This window comes from Methylococcales bacterium (genome assembly GCA_030949405.1).
Lineage (GTDB): Bacteria > Pseudomonadota > Gammaproteobacteria > Methylococcales > Methylomonadaceae > WTBX01.
Genome location: JAUZSN010000002.1, coordinates 1,077,863 through 1,095,234, shown reverse-complemented (window position 1 = coordinate 1,095,234; position 17,372 = coordinate 1,077,863). Strand labels below are relative to the sequence as shown.

14 protein-coding genes are annotated in these 17,372 nt (G+C 36.9%); 6 read left to right on the top strand and 8 right to left on the bottom strand.

The features are described from left to right. Positions 1–11 precede the first annotated feature (11 nt). Complete coding sequence (locus Q9M50_05810) at positions 12–1,100, bottom strand: phytoene/squalene synthase family protein (protein ID MDQ7090147.1); 1,089 nt, start codon at positions 1,098–1,100, stop codon at positions 12–14. Positions 1,101–1,862: 762 nt separating this feature from the next. Here Q9M50_05810 and hpnH point away from each other — a divergent pair. The 3 genes from hpnH (at position 1,863) to Q9M50_05795 (ending at position 4,649) form a co-directional block, all read left to right on the top strand. After that, positions 1,863–2,957 (top strand): adenosyl-hopene transferase HpnH, encoded by a 1,095-nt coding sequence (gene hpnH / locus Q9M50_05805; protein ID MDQ7090146.1) that lies wholly within the window; start codon positions 1,863–1,865, stop codon positions 2,955–2,957. 199 nt (positions 2,958–3,156) lie between these two features. Then, positions 3,157–3,735 (top strand): ABC transporter substrate-binding protein, encoded by a 579-nt coding sequence (locus Q9M50_05800; protein ID MDQ7090145.1) that lies wholly within the window; start codon positions 3,157–3,159, stop codon positions 3,733–3,735. A 20-nt stretch (positions 3,736–3,755) separates the two neighbouring features. Beyond that, positions 3,756–4,649, top strand: coding sequence for a VacJ family lipoprotein (locus Q9M50_05795; protein MDQ7090144.1), 894 nt, complete (start codon positions 3,756–3,758; stop codon positions 4,647–4,649). Positions 4,650–4,912: 263 nt separating this feature from the next. On the opposite strand, the gene Q9M50_05790 is transcribed toward Q9M50_05795, so the two are convergent. From Q9M50_05790 to Q9M50_05780, 3 genes are all read right to left on the bottom strand, one after another. Beyond that, the gene (locus Q9M50_05790; protein ID MDQ7090143.1) at positions 4,913–6,604 is read right to left on the bottom strand and encodes a monovalent cation:proton antiporter-2 (CPA2) family protein; all 1,692 of its coding nucleotides are present in this window, start codon (positions 6,602–6,604) and stop codon (positions 4,913–4,915) included. 113 nt (positions 6,605–6,717) lie between these two features. Continuing rightward, positions 6,718–7,260: a DUF1415 domain-containing protein gene (locus tag Q9M50_05785; protein ID MDQ7090142.1), complete on the bottom strand. Its 543-nt coding sequence runs from the start codon at positions 7,258–7,260 to the stop codon at positions 6,718–6,720. Further along, entirely contained in the window at positions 7,257–8,012 is a 756-nt protein-coding gene (locus Q9M50_05780) for a hypothetical protein (protein MDQ7090141.1), read from the bottom strand. The genes Q9M50_05785 and Q9M50_05780 overlap by 4 nt, the downstream gene beginning before the upstream one ends. Positions 8,013–8,155: 143 nt before the next feature. Between Q9M50_05780 and Q9M50_05775 the strand changes: the two genes are divergently transcribed. After that, positions 8,156–9,016 (top strand): hypothetical protein, encoded by an 861-nt coding sequence (locus tag Q9M50_05775; protein ID MDQ7090140.1) that lies wholly within the window; start codon positions 8,156–8,158, stop codon positions 9,014–9,016. 191 nt (positions 9,017–9,207) lie between these two features. Then, a complete protein-coding gene (locus tag Q9M50_05770; protein MDQ7090139.1) occupies positions 9,208–9,384 on the top strand; it encodes a hypothetical protein in 177 nt (58 codons plus the stop codon). Positions 9,385–9,949: 565 nt separating this feature from the next. On the opposite strand, the gene gspD is transcribed toward Q9M50_05770, so the two are convergent. The 3 genes from gspD to Q9M50_05755 form a co-directional block, all read right to left on the bottom strand. Then, entirely contained in the window at positions 9,950–12,106 is a 2,157-nt protein-coding gene (gene gspD, locus Q9M50_05765) for a type II secretion system secretin GspD (protein ID MDQ7090138.1), read from the bottom strand. Between the two features lie 683 nt (positions 12,107–12,789). Next, positions 12,790–13,605 (bottom strand): peptidoglycan-binding protein, encoded by an 816-nt coding sequence (locus Q9M50_05760; GenBank protein ID MDQ7090137.1) that lies wholly within the window; start codon positions 13,603–13,605, stop codon positions 12,790–12,792. A gap of 58 nt (positions 13,606–13,663) precedes the next feature. Next, a complete protein-coding gene (locus Q9M50_05755) occupies positions 13,664–14,203 on the bottom strand; it encodes a gamma carbonic anhydrase family protein (protein ID MDQ7090136.1) in 540 nt (179 codons plus the stop codon). 516 nt (positions 14,204–14,719) lie between these two features. Between Q9M50_05755 and Q9M50_05750 the strand changes: the two genes are divergently transcribed. Further along, the gene (locus Q9M50_05750; GenBank protein ID MDQ7090135.1) at positions 14,720–15,607 is read left to right on the top strand and encodes an ABC transporter substrate-binding protein; all 888 of its coding nucleotides are present in this window, start codon (positions 14,720–14,722) and stop codon (positions 15,605–15,607) included. A gap of 115 nt (positions 15,608–15,722) precedes the next feature. On the opposite strand, the gene Q9M50_05745 is transcribed toward Q9M50_05750, so the two are convergent. After that, positions 15,723–17,333 carry a YdiU family protein gene (locus Q9M50_05745; protein MDQ7090134.1) on the bottom strand — a complete coding sequence of 537 codons (1,611 nt, stop codon included), beginning with the start codon at positions 17,331–17,333 and terminating at the stop codon, positions 15,723–15,725. Between the last annotated feature and the right edge of the window lie 39 nt (positions 17,334–17,372).

The following is a 17,372-nucleotide window of genomic DNA, read 5'->3' as shown; positions in this document are numbered from 1 at the left end:
TAATAGGTACTTTAAGATTTAGTTGAAAGAGATTGATAGTGCCAGTTGGGTTCTTTAAGTTCTTTACTAAAGTAATTAAAAACCAATGATAATAAATAATTATTGCGAACGGTTAATTTAGCCACCAAAATAGTTGCCTTAACCTGTTTGCGGTTAATTTTTACCTGACTTGACTCATTAAAACTTAGATTTTGTTTGATTTTCTTTAGCGTAAGAACCGCCATTCCAATCGCCCATAGACAAAAATTACGAATGCCTGTTTCATGCGGGGGTAATAATTGGGTGTATTCCATGGCATCTTCCAGATGCTTTTCAGCAATACTCAGTAAATGTATTAAACCTTGACGAAATTTTTCATCATCGGTTTCAGGCGTGAGTGTTGATAAATCAAACCCCGTTTCCGTAAAAATATCTTGAGGGAGCCAACATACGCCTCGTTGAGCATCATCCCAAATATCTTTTAAAATATTGGTCATTTGTAAACCCTGCCCAAATGAAACCGATAATTTTAATAATTTTTCTCGATGTTGATTAATTTCAGCCGAATAATAGCAAAAAAGTTTAGCTAACATTTCACCGACACAGCCTGCAACGTAATAACAGTAATCATCCATATCGGCCATTGTTTTCAGGCCTGCCCGTAAATCTAACGCTTGAAAGATCGGCATTCCTTTAGCCATAACCGCGATGCATTCCGCTAAAGCATCAATTTGTGTGGCTTCAAAATTTTGGGTAATACTAATAACACGAGGCGTTAATTCGATTAACGTATGTTCTGCGGGTAACGTTTTTTCAGATAATAAGGGCGATAATGCTTGGGCAAAAACAGCGGCCCCCTCACCTGTTTTGACCACCTTAATAAAGGCCGAACAAAAAGATTCCTTTTGGGCGACTGAAAGCGAGATCTCATCTTCTATCGTATCAATAATTCGACACAATAAATAAGCATTTGCTACCGCAGGGTAAAGGCTTGCAGGCAATTGAGGAATGGTTAGTGCAAACGTTCTGGAAACCCCTTCAAGTAAAATAGCTTGAAATTCATCATCGCTTAAATTAAGGAGTGATTCTGGGTGGTTAATAGAAATTGGTGTACCGATCATAGTGTGTTTTGCCGTGCAAAAAGATGCTTATGGTATAACGGAACGCTAAAATTTTAAATAAAATATGGCTGGGTTGAGTTAATAATAGACTGTTTGTTGGTATTTTGCAAAGCATTGTTGTTTTATTGCAAACTTAATCACAAATAGATACGTGATAGCGGCGATAACGTTTGTATTTGTTGAGGATTGTATTTTTAATTATAATGAGTCATCGTTAGAAATAAGTAAAATTAATAAACCATATTAACCCACCTAATGATTACTCTAAAATAATAGAGTTCATTTGTTTTTTAAAGTTTTTTTATTTTAAGTGAATCTTCTTCGTTATTTTCTGAGTCCCTACAACAAGCACCTAAAAGAAACGTTCACTTTTAAAATCATTTATATTCAGTAGCTTATTCTATAAAAATAGACCTAAATAGATACATCTAGACTTCACCAAAGCGTTTAAACCTTAAATTAAACAGCTCAATAAAAATACAGAATGTCGATAAAATCAATGGAAGTAATCCTCTGAAATTTTTAAAAGGGCTCAATCCGAGTTTCTCTATTTTTTTAAAGGGGCCTAGAATAAAAAATTCAGTCTAAAAATTAATGCTTAATACTGGAGTCTAGTCCAAAAATAGAGTATTCTGAACCTATTTAGTTTCCTCCTATTTCTGTAATAATTGTGAGGGATTAGCATTTTTTTAGCGTCAACAGTCGATAATTGTTGTTATTTTACAACAGTCTGTTTAACGCTCATTTTTGGAGGATAGATTTGTGAGTATACCTTTACGCCAACAGTTGGCTGTCGGTCGTTATTTATTAGCACAGAAATTAAAAGGGGTGAAACGTTACCCTTTGGTTTTAATGTTAGAACCGTTATTTAAGTGTAATTTGGCGTGTGCAGGGTGTGGTAAAATTGATTATCCTGATGAAATTTTAAATAAACGGCTTTCGGTCGCTGAATGTTTAGAGGCCGTTGATGAATGTGATGCCCCAATGGTTTCAATTCCAGGAGGCGAGCCACTCATCCATAAAGAAATGCCTCAAATTGTTGATGGTATTGTTGCGCGAAAAAAATTCGTTTATTTATGTACGAATGCCTTATTACTAAAAAAACGTATTGATGATTACACCCCATCCCCCTATCTAACCTTTTCAATTCATTTAGATGGAAACCAAGAACGACATGATGTTTCAGTGTGTCAAAAAGGCGTTTTTGATATTGCCGAAGAAGCGATTAAATTAGCATTAAGTAAAGGTTTTCGAGTCACCATCAACTGTACGTTATTTCAGGGTGAAAATGCCCCCGAAGTCGCTGAATTTTTAGATTATGCGATGGAATTAGGGGTTGAAGGCGTTACCATTGCCCCTGGATTTAGTTATGAACATGCCCCAAACCAAGATGTTTTTATTAAAGGTCGTGATGTCAAAGAGTTATTTCGTGGTATTTTTAAAATTGGTAAAAATAAAAAGTGGAAACTTAACCATTCTTCCTTATACCTAAACTTTCTTGCGGGCAATGAAAATTATAATTGTACGCCTTGGGGAAATCCAACCCGTAACGTTTTTGGTTGGCAAAAACCATGCTATTTACTGGATGATGAAGGTTATGTTGATACCTTTAAGGAACTCTTAGAGACAACCCCTTGGGAAAAATACGGGAGCGTTAATAACCCAAAGTGTGCTAACTGCATGGCTCACTGTGGCTATGAAGCGACGGCGGTAGAAGACATGCTCGCTCACCCGATCAAAGCGATGTTAACCTCCTTTTTAGGGCCCAAAACAGAAGGCGATATGGTTGAGGTTCAATCACCTGAAAAAAATACAGCAACCCCCTTAGAAGACATTCCAATCAAAACAGAATTATAATTAAAGCAGATGTCACGGGTATTTTTTACCGTGACCTCTAAATTTTAGATTATTTTTTAATGACTTTATTTGAAATTTTTCAATATCACCTTAGCTAAGGTATACTTTTACAAAGAATGAGTTTATAAAAAATTAAAAACAATTGTATTGGAGGGTGTTTTAATGTTGGTCATAATTAAGAATAAAGTTTTTTTTTTCGATGCTTGTATTTTTATTAGCAATGAATGTTTCAACGGTTCAAGCAAGACAGAAAACCGCAAAACAAGTAGTTGAAACCTTTCAAAGTAAATTATTAACGGTAATGAAACAAGGAAAAACCTTGGGATTTCAGGGACGTTATAAAAGACTGGAAAAAGCCATTAATAAAAGTCATGATTTAACTAAAATAACACGCGTTGTTATGGGACGAGAATGGGTTAAACTTGATACACTACAGCAACAAACGTTAGTCGATGTTTTCACACAATTGAGCATTGCCGCTTATGCGGATAACTTTAAAGAATTTTCAGGGGAATCATTTGTTTTTGATTCAGAAGATGAAACGGCACGAGGTGGAATGATTGTCCATACTTACCTGCAAATTCCTAGTGATGATGCGGTTAAATTTGACTATATGTTAAAGAAAAAAGGGGAAAGTTGGCTTATTATTAATATCATTGCGAATGGTGTTAGTGATTTAGCGTTGAAACGCTCTGAGTATACAACGATTTTAAAATCATCCGGTTTTGACGCGCTGATTACAAAAATTAATGCAAAAATTGAGACTTACGCAAAATAATAGTTTTTAGGTTTATAACAATGATTGATCATAAAAAAAATAGAATAGTAAAAATACTCTCAACAACCGCTTGCCTTAGTGCCTTGTTATTGACAAGTTGTGCAAGCACTAATGGCAGTATTGTGAGTACAGATGATCCCTATGAAGAGATTAACCGCACTGTTTTTTACTTCAATGAAGGTCTCGATAATTATGTAGGCGAACCTGTTTCATCCGCCTATGATTTTATAACCCCAGATTTAGTTCAATCGGGAATTGGTAATTTCTTTAATAATTTAAAAGATATTAACGTTATTTTAAATGATTTAATGCAAGCCAAATTACTTCAAGCGGGTGAAGATACTGGGCGTTTTTTGTTAAATTCAACGGTGGGGTTAGCGGGCATATTGGATGTTGCTAGCGAAGTGGGATTAAATAAAAACAACGAAGATTTTGCGCAAACATTAGGTGTTTGGGGGGTTCCTAAAGGGCCTTATTTGGTTTTACCTATTATTGGTCCATCCACAAGCCGTGGCGTTCCTGGTTTAGTTTTTGATGCGGCGGTAAACCCTGCAACTTACATTCCGATTCCGATTCGCTCCTTAGAAATGCTAAATATGCGAGCGAATGCAGAAGGAACCTTAAAAGTCATTGATGAGGGTGCATTAGATCCTTATTTATTTACCCGAGAATCCTTTTTACAATCACGCCAGCATTTAGTCACCGATGGTAATTCTGAACTTGAAAATGATTTAGATATTGATGCATTAATTGATGAAACTAATTTGCCAATTGAAAGCCCTGAAATGAAAAAAGCCTCGGATACCCTTAATACAACAGGCCATTCGCTGGATCAAACAGGAAGTCGCTTTGATGAGTCATCAAAAAAAATAGATCAGATAAATTTTAAAAAACTAAAAATAAGACGACGTTAAACACTAACCGTTAGTCTACAAACTATTTTTTGTCGCCTAATATTCGTTAGTTTTAAGACGCGACACTATGGAGCGAGGCTTAACCTCAACTTGTTCTATCTTAAGTTGGTAGTTGTTAGTTTTAACTAAATTTTCGTAAACCCCCGTCTCTTTAGTGCGGGGATTTATAGCTAAGTACATAAAAATCCAACAGGTTCACCGCGTTCTATTTGTCAACTAAATAGCCCCTTAAGTTTTACCCCTTATTTTGTAAAAACTCAATCCTATAAATTTTCACCCTCATTAATTTGAGCATGATAGGTTTGACGAAAATTGTTTAAAACTTGCATCTTTTTATTTTCTTCAACGCCTATTTCAGTGAGCGCAACCCGTGCTAATTCTAAACTGGCTTCTACATTTTCTGAAATAACTCTAGTTGCCCCTAATTTTTTCAAATAACGACAATGTTTTAAATCATGCCCACGGACAAAAACAGCCACTTCAGGGCGTGCCTTACGTAAGGAAATTAATAACTGCTCAGTCGCCTCTTTATCATTTAACGTAATAATTATAATTTTTGCATCACTAACCCCCGCAGCTTTTAATACTTCAGGTTGACGCACATCACCAAAAAAAACAGGATGCCCCTGAAGGCGTTCTTTTTCCACTCGATTGGCATCTAAATCCAAGGCCACAAACGGCTGTCCAATCAGGGATAAAATATCACCAATACGATTTCCTATACGCCCAAAACCTGCAATCACAATCGGCGGCTGCTCAGTCGATTTAATCGGCTCTATATTTTTAGTTTTACGCGTTACTTTATCCATTTTTAATAACATTTGTGAAAATTTAGAAAGTAAGGGCGTAACTAACATACTCAATAAAACCAATAATAACAAGGGTTGAAAAAGGGTTTCATTGAGTAATTTTGCGTCATGAGCTAAGGCAAATAAAACCATGGCAAATTCACCACTTTGAGACAGTAACAAAGCCACGGCTAAGGCTGATTTAACTTTTAAACCGAAAAAATAAGCCAAGGGAAATAAGACCGCGACTTTAATAATAATTAAACTCACTAAAAGTATTAGTGAGGTCAATGGGTGAGAAAAAAAGTAACTTAAATTCAGTGACATCCCCATCGACATAAAGAATAAACCTAATAACAAACCTCTAAACGGTTGAATTTCAGCCATAATTTGATGACGAAAAGCGGAATCAGAAATAAGCAGTCCTGCAATAAAGGAGCCTAATGCCATTGATAACCCGATATGCTCTGTCACAAAGGCCGTTCCTAGGACGATTAAAAGGGCTAAGGCGGTGAAAACCTCAGAACTTCCCGATAAGGCAACCCGATGTAAAATAGGCTGTAATAAATAGCGTCCCCCCAAAATAACCAAGGTCAAGATAAACAAGGTTTCGGCCAAGGCCAATCCTATATTTTTTCCTAAACTTAAGTCAGGCAGGGCTAATAAAGGTACTAAGGCAAGTAAGGGAACAACCGCTAAATCTTGTAACAGTAAAATTGCAAATGAGGTGCGTCCATAAGATGAATGTAAGCATTTTTTTTCGGTTAACAACTGCAAAACAAAGGCGGTTGATGATAAAGCAAGTGCAGGCCCAATTAAAATTGCTGCGCGTAATTCCGCCCCTGCTAAATACGATAAGCCGATAAAGCACCCGCCTGTAAGAATTAATTGCAATGAACCTAAGCCGAAGACTCCCCGTCGCATTAGCCATAAACGCGATGGTTTTAGTTCAATACCAATAAAAAACAACAGTAATACCACCCCTATTTCAGATAAATTATTCACTTGGGTCACATTATTAATTAAACTAAACCCTGAGCTTCCCACAATCACGCCTGCAACTAAAAAACCAGGAACAGCCCCTAATTTAAGTGCTTGAAAAATGGGTACGATAATCACCGCAGCACCCAATAAAACAACAATATCTTGCAAATAAGTAGAAATCATAGTCCTTTACTCCTTGGTTTTATTATAATTATTTTTAATTAAACCCCACTATTATCAACAAAACAGAGGTTTTTGAAAAATAGTTTTAAAAACACCTCTATTTATCGTTATTCCTACTTTTTTTGTATTGAAGAGAGCCGTGTTTTTAAGGTGGTTACACCTAATGAGCGTGTTAAGGCTATATTGCGAACAGGAATGGATTCAGGGTTTGGGTAAGAATCTAAGACCTTTTCAATGCTGGCCTCCCGAATTAAATGTAACATGGGAAACGGGGAGCGGTTGGTATAATTTGACGCATCGGTCTCATCAACATCCGCAAAGCAATAATCTGGGTGAAAACTAGCTAACTGATAAACGCCTTCATAATTTTGAGCCTCCAAGAGCGCGTTTGCTAAATCGACATAATCTAAAAAATCCTCAAAATTTTTGAATGTATTGGTATAAATAAGCAGCGTCGTTTCAATCGTATTCTGATTATCTAAACGTTCACATTCAATAATCAATTGTTGCAAGCAACACGCGCTATCTGTCGCGTTATCCACCGCATAATAAAGACTTTTGTCAGTAACCACTGCCTGTGCAAAAGGACAAATATTATGAGCAATAATAAATTTATTAAGCCAATTTTCCGTTTGTAATTGAGCCTGCTTATTCATTTTACTTCCTCCAAGTAACGGCGATATTTTATAGATATTTTTAATCCTGCAAAACGTCCTCCCATACGAGTGAGTTCGTTAGTTTTATTATCAAAGGTAAGCTTGACGACACTTAATGCACGCGATTCATAGCCTTTTTCTATTTTGGGGGTGTCCAGCAAAAAATGATAATAATAAACCGATTGCTCGCCTTCATCAACGACTTCAATCGGCTCACCTAATTCAGAAATAACCTTCTTTTTCTTAGGAAGTTTAGCGTTTATTTTGACATGGGACGAGGCTTTAAGTTGCCTTTTTAGCTTGTCTATTTTCCCACCCGCTAAGGAACGAAGCGAGGCTTCTAAAAATTTAGGCGGGGCAATTTCTAAAAAAAGCGGTGAAAAAATCCATGCGGCGACCTGTTTTTTTTGATTAAATTCTAAATCAAAAAAGAAACTTAAATTAGGTTCGACTAATTTTTGTAATTTATCAACTTTACGAAAACGATACCGCCATTTTTCCCCATTCTCAATAGGGGTCTTTTCACTTGGCTCTAGCTTAGCTAATAACAATAAATCATTGCTATAGAGAACAGGATCATTAAAATAAACAATAAAAGTATCGTGATCGTTAATTGTGAAATGTTGATCGAAATCATTTAATTGTAAATAAGTTTGAAAAGCACGCATCCAATGCAAACAAGCAGTTAAGCTGATGCCTAAGAGTAAAATACAAAGTAAGCGAGTAAAACGAGAATTGAGTATAAATTTCATAATTCATCCATTTTTTTAAATGACTAGGCTATTACTTTATTTGTCATTGTTGGTTATAATTTTGATCGTTTAAAAATAAATGACGGAATTTACAGTTATATTTTGTTACTGACAAGCTCTAACTCACTTTAAGGAAAATCAATATGAAGCGTTTTTCTTCCCATCGCACTGTGGTTGTTATCGTGTTAATGATTAGTTTAAGTAGTATTCTTACCATAGCCCTTTACTTTCATAGTGAAGACAATTCAGAGCCAATTGTTGCAGAATTTCCGCTTCCAGCTCACGTTAACGTATTAAAAAAACCCACGGTAAGTGCGGCATTGACCGCTTTATTTGCTATGGAGGTTGCCAACAATAAAGTTAACGTTAACGATCAAACCTTAGCCAGTTTCTGGTTTGAACACCCTTTTGATGATGGTCTGCATAAATATCATGCTATTTTTATTAAAAATCAAATGGTTGATTCTGAAACACATGATATTTATGGCAGTCATGCGGATGCACCTGTCATTAGTGCCGTGGTGTATAGATTAACTGGCGCGCAATGGGTACTTGTTTCTAAACAGAAAAATATAGGGAGTTTTGGAAGTTGGGGCGATACACCGACGATTAAACGCGTCAATTTTTTACCCTTAGCAAAAGGAAATATGGCGTTATTATTAGATATTAGTTATTCAGGGCAAGGCTATACTAATAGTGGTAAAACTATTTTTGCCTATCATGAAGATGCTTGGGCGCAATTAGGCTACTTACAAACCGATGGGGATAATTCAGGCGTTTGTGATGATGAAACCGAAGAAGAAGATGAGTTATTATCGGCCTGCTGGTTATTTAAAGGCAAAATAACGTTAGCGGAACCCATTGATAATGATGATTATCCTGATGTGATTGTTAAGCGAACAGGAACGATGAGTGATGAAAATGGACAAATTATTCCTGTTAAAAACAGTCGCTATGCCTTTAATGGTGAAGAGTATTTAGAAATCAGTGAAATGGATGATTAAGAGGGCCAATGAGGCTGTACACTATTTTGTTGAGTGCCATGAATTTTTTTAAATAATTACAACAATATTTAGATGACTTTTATTTTACTTAATGCTAAAGTGTCATTTCAGTAAAAAATTTCACTTAAGCTTTAAAATCAATATATTAGGAATATAAAATGAAAAAAATAATTTGTATCGCATTGTTGGCAATGACATCTTCTTGGGTTTATGCTATTGATTTAACTAAAGCCGTTGAAGCAACAAAAGCCGTTGCTAATGCAACAGAAGCGGTTGCAGCCGTTGCTGATGATAAAGCCGCTGCTCCTGCTGCTGATGCTAAGGCAGTAGATGCTAAAGAAGCCGCTCCTGCTGAAGCAAAGAAGTAATCGCTTTTTATAATACGGATGATTCAAACCTATTTTGAGTCTATCCGTAGAAATGTTAAAGCTATAGGCGGTTATTAATAACGGTCTAATTTAAAGGGGTAATAACAAGTGTGTTATTACCCCTTTTTATATTTTAAAAGAAGTCAGAAGGTAGCTCGCAATAAATAATATACCCATCAGTTAAAACCTTTTTTTCGTTCATCCTGAGTTTTTCGAACGGTTTAACCTCAACTGATCATCTTAAGTTGGCTGTTTATTTAGAAAAGCTATCTATTGACACTTTAGCGATGGGGTGATTACAATTCACTGTGACTGTTTTGACCCTTTATTTTTCGCTCTTTAAAAACTCATTTAAAATCAATTAGTTAAAAGTAGCTAAAAAACATAGGTAAAAAGGCTAAATTTAGCTTAAATTGTTGTTTGAATTATCTTTTTGGAGATAGCTCTCTAGTTCACTGCCGCACAGGCAGCTTAGAAGTTTAAAAATCATGTAGAGTGGTATTACCTACTCTACATGGCTTAACCTTTAAATCAGTAATCGAATTTAAAACCACTCCATCTCTATTTATAAATCATCTTTATTCGAGGGTAACTCCTCAAAAATCCCCGTTAACTTTTGCTTAAATTCTAAAGCAATATCACGCGCAGCCGCACGCGTTCTAATAACACGCGGTGTAATTAAAATCACCAACTCCGTCTTATTAACCGTTTTTTCAGTACTACCAAATAATCCCCCAATAACAGGAATTTGATTAAGTAATGGAATCCCTGTTTTGTTATAAACCTTATTCTCACTAATTAACCCGCCCAAAACAATCGTTTCTTTGTCTTGAACCGCAACAATACTTTTTATTTTTCGTTGCAAAATTGAAGGGGAATCAATTTGTGACGTGCTTCCATCTGAACCTGCGGGAATCGCATTATCAACACTTTGCTCAATTTCCATAATAACCAACCCATTCGCATTAACACGCGGCTTAACTTTTAACGTTACCCCCGTTTCACGCATTTGAATCGTATTGCTCGTCGTCCCCGTATCCGTTGTTAACTCAGAGGTTCTCACAGGAATTTGTTCACCCACCTGAATAACCGCCTCTTGATTATTCAACACCATCAACGAAGGCGCGGAAATAACATTAATTTTATTATCCTTCGCTTCTGCCGTTAGCACCGCTCGAACATTATCTGCACTGCTGGCAAACGAATAACCAAACCCCGGATTAATTGCAGTAGCGGCTAAAGCCGCCAAATCACTTAAGCCAACCCCTGTACCACTACTAACGCCATTAGATCCACCCTTACCATGCGTAAAATACCAACGAATACCATAACGTAATTCATCCGTTAACGTGACTGAAATAATAGTCGCATCAATTAAAACCTGTAACGGCATCACATCTAATTGTGAAATAACCCCTTTTAACATTTCATACTGCACGGGTGAGGCCACAATAATCAATGAGTTATTGGTCACATCCGCCACAATATTGATGCCTTCTAATTCATCAATACCAACCCCTGAATTAGCTTTTTTTAAAGCCGATTTATTCACCACAGGTTTGGTTTTTTGTTTGTTATTAATCGTAGCCGCCTTACTTCCTGGGGCCAGTGCTGTGTCCTTTTTAGTTGAACTACGTCCTGTACCGCTAATAATAGAAGTCAATGTGTTCGCTAATTCTTCCGCATCCACATGTTTAACAGGATAAACAATAATGCCATTACTGCTGGTGGTATTTGTTTTATCTAAACGAGCAATCCATCGTTCAACCGTTTTTAAATAATTAACCTGTGGGGTGACCGCCATAATCGCATTTAACCGCTCAATCGCCACAAACCGCAACAACCCATTCAGGGGGGATTGTTCGCCCGTTTCCAACATGGCTTCTAACTCGGTAATCACCGTTTCCGCTGTGGCTTTTTGCAAAGGAAATAACCCAAATGACATTCCCTCCATCACATTAACATCAAAGGTTTTAATCATTTCAACCGCTTGAGCAAGCTCTTGACCATGACCTGCAATCACCATGACATTTCGGCTTTTATCTAAACGTAAAATCGCACTTTCTGACAAAATACCTTTTAAAACTTCCGCCATATCCGTGACACTCACATACTCCAGTGGCACCACTAAAAGCTGATGACCTGCGGGCAATTTCCCTATATTGTTAACAGATTTAATCGTCGCAAGTGCATGGGCCTTTTGAATCGGTTCAATATGATAAATATTATTATTTTTGGTGATCGCCGCGCCATTCATTTTTAAAAGCATATCTAAGGTCGATAAAACTTCTGATTTACGAATGGGTTTGGTAGTTTTAATGCTAATACTTCCCTTAACTTGCGGACTTATCACATAATTAACCTTTAATATTTCACCTAAAATAACTTTCGTGACTTCATCTATTTCAGCGTTGGTAAAGTTTAAATTATAATTCCCTTCTTTAAAGGTCACTTGTTGCTTCTTATTTAATGCTTTATCCGATATAAAGGCCCCCGTTCCTGGGTAAATTTCTGCGGGAGGAATTTCTTGTAGATCAATAGGTTTTTCATTGTCTTGATTTTCATATAAAATAACATCACTATTTGATCGTTTAACCTGTAACGGCAGACTATCTAAAGGAATTTTTTTACCCACATCAGGGCCTAAATAATCACAGCCTGACGTTAATAATACGGCCAATAGAATTATATTTCGTCCGTGACGATTCTTTGATTTAATCATTACATTTATTATCGAGTTAATTACAAGTATCTTAGGAGTAAGGGATTAATAACACCCGAAAGTGATCTACAAAATAAAAAAAAATTGTGTAGGCGAGTTAGCTATTAATTAAATGGAGATATTAGGATAGGAATTCAATAGTATGATTAGATGACTCTGTAGACGACAAAATTTTCAGATCCTCGTAAGCCATTGATTTTTAGGAGTACGACATAGTATCATTCAATAAAAAACCAACAACTTAGAGAGCATTTATATTTTTTGTCGTGTACAGAGATCAATACTTCGGACAGTTTTAAAAAAGATAGCGATCTTAATTCTATAAGGCATTGATTTTAAAGGGTTTTATATTTACGAGATGTGTTGGTAAATTATTTTTTAAATCAATGGGTTACAAAAAACTGTCCGAACTATTGAGAGATTAGATGATGAATATAGTCGTTTTACGAATCACCACACTGGCTATTAAATCTTAGCTAAGGAACCGTGCATGAAATAATTTCGGCAACTTCATTCAAAAACGTTGATAATTCAAGGCTTATAAATTTAAGTTGCATGACTTAATTCGTGCTTGTTCCTAATCAATGAAAAGCTGGTTTTAACTAAATTTCCGTAAACCCCCATCTCTTTAGGCGGGGATATAAGGAATACCGTGTTAATGGTTTTTTTACATTTAAAAGGCGTTATCTCGTTAGTAATCTGTAGTATTTTTTAAATTTATTAATTCTATCCTGTAACCCATTGGTTCCGCCATTAATCGTTCGAGTGATTGATTTCACATTCTTATTACCCGAACCTTTATCTGCTTTTTTATTAAGCAAGTTAGTATTCCAGAACCAAGCACCTGAAAGTAAAGGATATTGTGACTGAACTAAGTCAGGATTATTAACAATATCTTCCTCAACCGGCTCAGAAAAGGCCGTATAATTATTTTTTCCTGTTAACTGAATATAGCCGCGCCCTCGATACAAATAACCCTCTTTACTCGCCTCATTACCATTTCCCATTCGGTTAGCATAAACACGCGCACCAATTTTTTCAGGTTGACGGGCATAACTATCGGCTAAATTATTACGGAAATATCTTTTAAACGTTCGTCTTAGGCCTTTCGCTGAATAATTCAAATTTTCATGCGTTGCCGTAAAATTTGCACTTTCATGACTGCATTGCGCTAAAAAATGGGCCAAACGTAAAGGGGTATTAATTTCAAACGTTTCTGCACAAATGGCAATTTGCGTAACCACGTCATAAGGAATAGCCCCGACCAAGACGTTTAATTTTAAATCACCGACATCCGCAATCGGTTCTCTGGGTTCGGCATATAATAATTCTAGCGTTTTTTCCCCAACCACCCCATCGGCCTTTAAACCATTATCACGTTGCCATTGTTTAACCGCCCGTGCTGTACCTGATCCAAAAATTCCATCGGCGGGAAGAATTTCTAGTTTAAGCTGCATTTCTTTTACATCATCGCCTTTTGAGCCAACTTTTAATAACATAATTTTCTCTCTATTTTTTTGAAATATTTCTTAATGAGTTAATGTATTAATCTTTAATTTATTTTTGTTCGGCTAGATATTCATTTTTAAGTTCCACATAATGTTGACTGGAATACCTTAAAAATTCAGTTTCACTTTCGTTTAACGCTCTAATTTTCTTCGCAGGCGACCCTAAATAAAGATGCCCGCCTTCAAGTTTTTGACCTGATAACACCAATGAACCCGCGCCTAAAATAACATAATCGTCAATAATTGCATCATCCATAATAACCGCTGCCATACCAATTAAACAATAATCCCCAATGGTACACGCATGAACAACCGCCTTATGCCCAATCGTAACCCCTTGACCAATGATTAAAGGATGGTTTTTCTCTTCTATATGAGGATTAGCATGAGAAACATGTAAAACCGAACCGTCTTGCACATTGGTTTTATCGCCAATACGAATATAGGACACATCCCCTCGAATAACCGCAGTAGGCCATATAGAAACATCATCACCTAACACCACATCCCCAATGATGATAGATGCCTCATCAATGTAAACATGACGACCCATTTTAGGCTGCTTATTTTTAAATTTTCTAATACTCATGGGTATCCTGAAATGATTATATTAAGGTAAAGTAGTCGACCTTCAAAGCGAAAAAACGGCTACCAATTTAAGACGGGACACGTTGAGATTAAGCCGTCCGCCCTTCGATTGGACTCAGGACGAATGGTTAAGCCTCGCCCCATAATGTCTCGTCTTAAGTTGCTAGCCGAAAAAACAGAACAACACTATTTAAGATCGAACCCAAAATAGCCTAGAAAAAGGTCATTTATTCGATTCATTTCCCCTTAAATAACCCCGTTCTATTTAAATTAATCGCCAAAAAATTCGTATTTATTTAGAATTTTATAAAATTAACTTGAATCAGACGACTTGATAATTTTAGTTTAACCTAGTCCTTTCGCTTTGTATAAGTTTTTTAAAGTTTAAAACGGATTGTTTATACCATTTAACCGCTTATCGCTTTATTTTTCAGGCTTTTTAATTTTTATTACCCTCTTGTCCTACCCGTTGAAATAAAAAATACTGAATCCCATTTCTTTTTATGGAGCTTACCGAATGAATAATAAAATAAATATTATGGTCTTACGCCATTCCGCTTTTTATAGCCCCCTCCTTTATACAATTAAAGGCGGATTTTTAAAAGCTGAAGGCTTAGAATCAAATTATCAATTAGCCACCCCTGAAAAAACAATACCCGCTAGTTTACATAATGGCTCCGTCCATCTAGCACAATTTGCGGTTGCGGGAAGTTTTCCTCAGCTAGAACGCGGTGAAAAACCTGAGATTGTCCATTTTGCACAAATCAATCAAAAAGATGGTTTTTTTATTGCAGGAAAACCGACAAAAACGCCTTTTTCATGGGAACAGTTAATCGGAAAAAAAATACTGGTCGATCATTTATTTCAACCTTTGGCCATGTTCAATTATGCCTTACACACACTAGGAATTGATCGAAAACAAATAAATAGTATCGACGCTGGGGATGTTTTAGCGATGGAAGAGGCTTTTCGTGCAGGCAAAGCGGATTATATTCATCAACAAGGCCCTGCGCCTCAACAACTTGAATATGAAGGAAAAGCAACGGTCTTAGCCTCGGTGGGTGACGTGATTGGTGAGGTGGCTTTTAGTAGTTTATGTGCAACGCGAACTTGGCTTAAAACAGAACACGCGCAAGCTTTTATGCGAGCCTACCAAAAAGCATGTTGTGCTATTGTCGAAACGCCTGCCGCTGAAATTGCCGCTTTAGAAGCTGATTTTTTTCCCAACATCCCTTTATCGGTTTTAACGGAAACCATCAAAACCTATCAAGCTTTAGGTTGCTGGTCGGCTAATCCTTGTATTTCAGAGACCTCTTATAATACGTTGCAGGATGTTTTTTTGTATAACCAGTTAATTAGCCAGCGACATGATTATCAAAAGGCTATTGTGCAACCGTTTAATTAACCTTAAATTCGTGAGTTGTTATTTCCGTGAGGATTGCAGGCATTTCATCTAAATCATCACAACTAAACGTTTCATTTGTAAATAGACTCATTGAAAAAGCAGAGTAACGTAAGCATTATGAACTACACGACAACATCGAACACCCCGCACGCGTTCTTGCCCATTCAGGCCGTTTTTCAGCATACGATTCTTTATCTTCTTGCTCGCTATAAGGATAACGAAATAAGGCTAACAATTCATCAATCATTGAAAAATCACCCGCCTCCGCTTTATCTATCGCCAATTGGGCTAAATAGTTACGAAAAATATACTTCGGATTCACTGCATTCATGCGTAAACCCCGCTGCTTATCGGTTAATTTTTCCTGTTGAATCCGTTTAAAATACAGACGTAACCAATCGCCAATACGCTGTTCAAAAGCGGGGGTTAATTTTTCAATTTGATAATAAGCCTCGCTTAAAGGGGCTAATAAATCCTTATTGGAAACCTGCTCTATATCCAGCGCATCAAATTTAAGTAAGGCTAATTTTCGGTAAAAAATAGTCATATCCGTTTCCACTAATTGCAAAACTTCAAGCAACTCTTTAATCAAAGCTTCATCCATTTCAGCCGTGTAAACCGCTAACCCTAACTTATCCGCCATCATTTGATTCCACCCTCGATCAAACGTATCGGAGTAATGGGTTAACGCCGTTTGTAATAACGTCACATCCTCAATTAAGGGGTAAATCGCATTCGCTAATTGCACTAAATTCCAATACGCCATTTGCGGCTGATGACCAAAACGATAACGACGCTCACTTGCATCCGTGGTGTTCGGTGTCCAATGCGGATTATAGTCTTCCAACCAACCGTAAGGCCCATAATCAATCGTTAAACCTAAAATAGACATATTGTCCGTATTCATCACCCCATGAACAAACCCCACGCGTTGCCAATGAATAACCATTAAGGCCGTTTTTTCACAGACTTCTGAAAACCAACGTAAATAAGTCGCTTTGGACGGTGCGCCTAAATGGGGAAAATCATTGCGTAAGGTGACATCAACAAATTGTTTTAATAACGATAAATCACCTTGTGCGGTATAGATTTGAAAACTTCCAAATCGCGTAAACGATGGGGCAACACGACACACAACCGCCCCTAATTCTGCTTTGGGACGACCGTCATAAAACATATCACGAATGACTTTATCCCCCGTTAATGCCAGACTTAAAGCGCGCGTTGTGGGAACGCCTAAATGATGCATCGCTTCACTGCATAAGTATTCACGAACCGATGAACGTAAGACCGCTAATCCATCTGCTCGCCGCGAATAAGGCGTAAGTCCCGCGCCTTTTAATTGCAAGGTGTAATGAATCGCTTGATCGGTTTTTAATTCACCTAAATTAATCGCCCGACCATCGCCTAATTGCCCAGCCCAATTTCCAAATTGATGACCGCCATAACAACACGCATAAGGCTGCATCCCTTCCAATAACGTATTCCCTGTTACGACCTGAGTAAATAATTCTGTACTACATTCAGAGGCCGCTAACCCCATTAAATCAGCCACTTCCTTGGAATAACTCACCAAAACAGGCTTATCGGTTTTAGTCGGTGAAACATAAGAGTAGCTTGCATTTAAAACCGTTCGACAATAATTTTTAGTTTCAGGGTCGGCGGGAAGCTGTTGGATAAAACGATTATCAAACGCTAAGTTTTGTAATGATTTTAGAGAGTTCATAAGCCTTAATAACCTAGTTGAATACTAGGTTATTAAAGC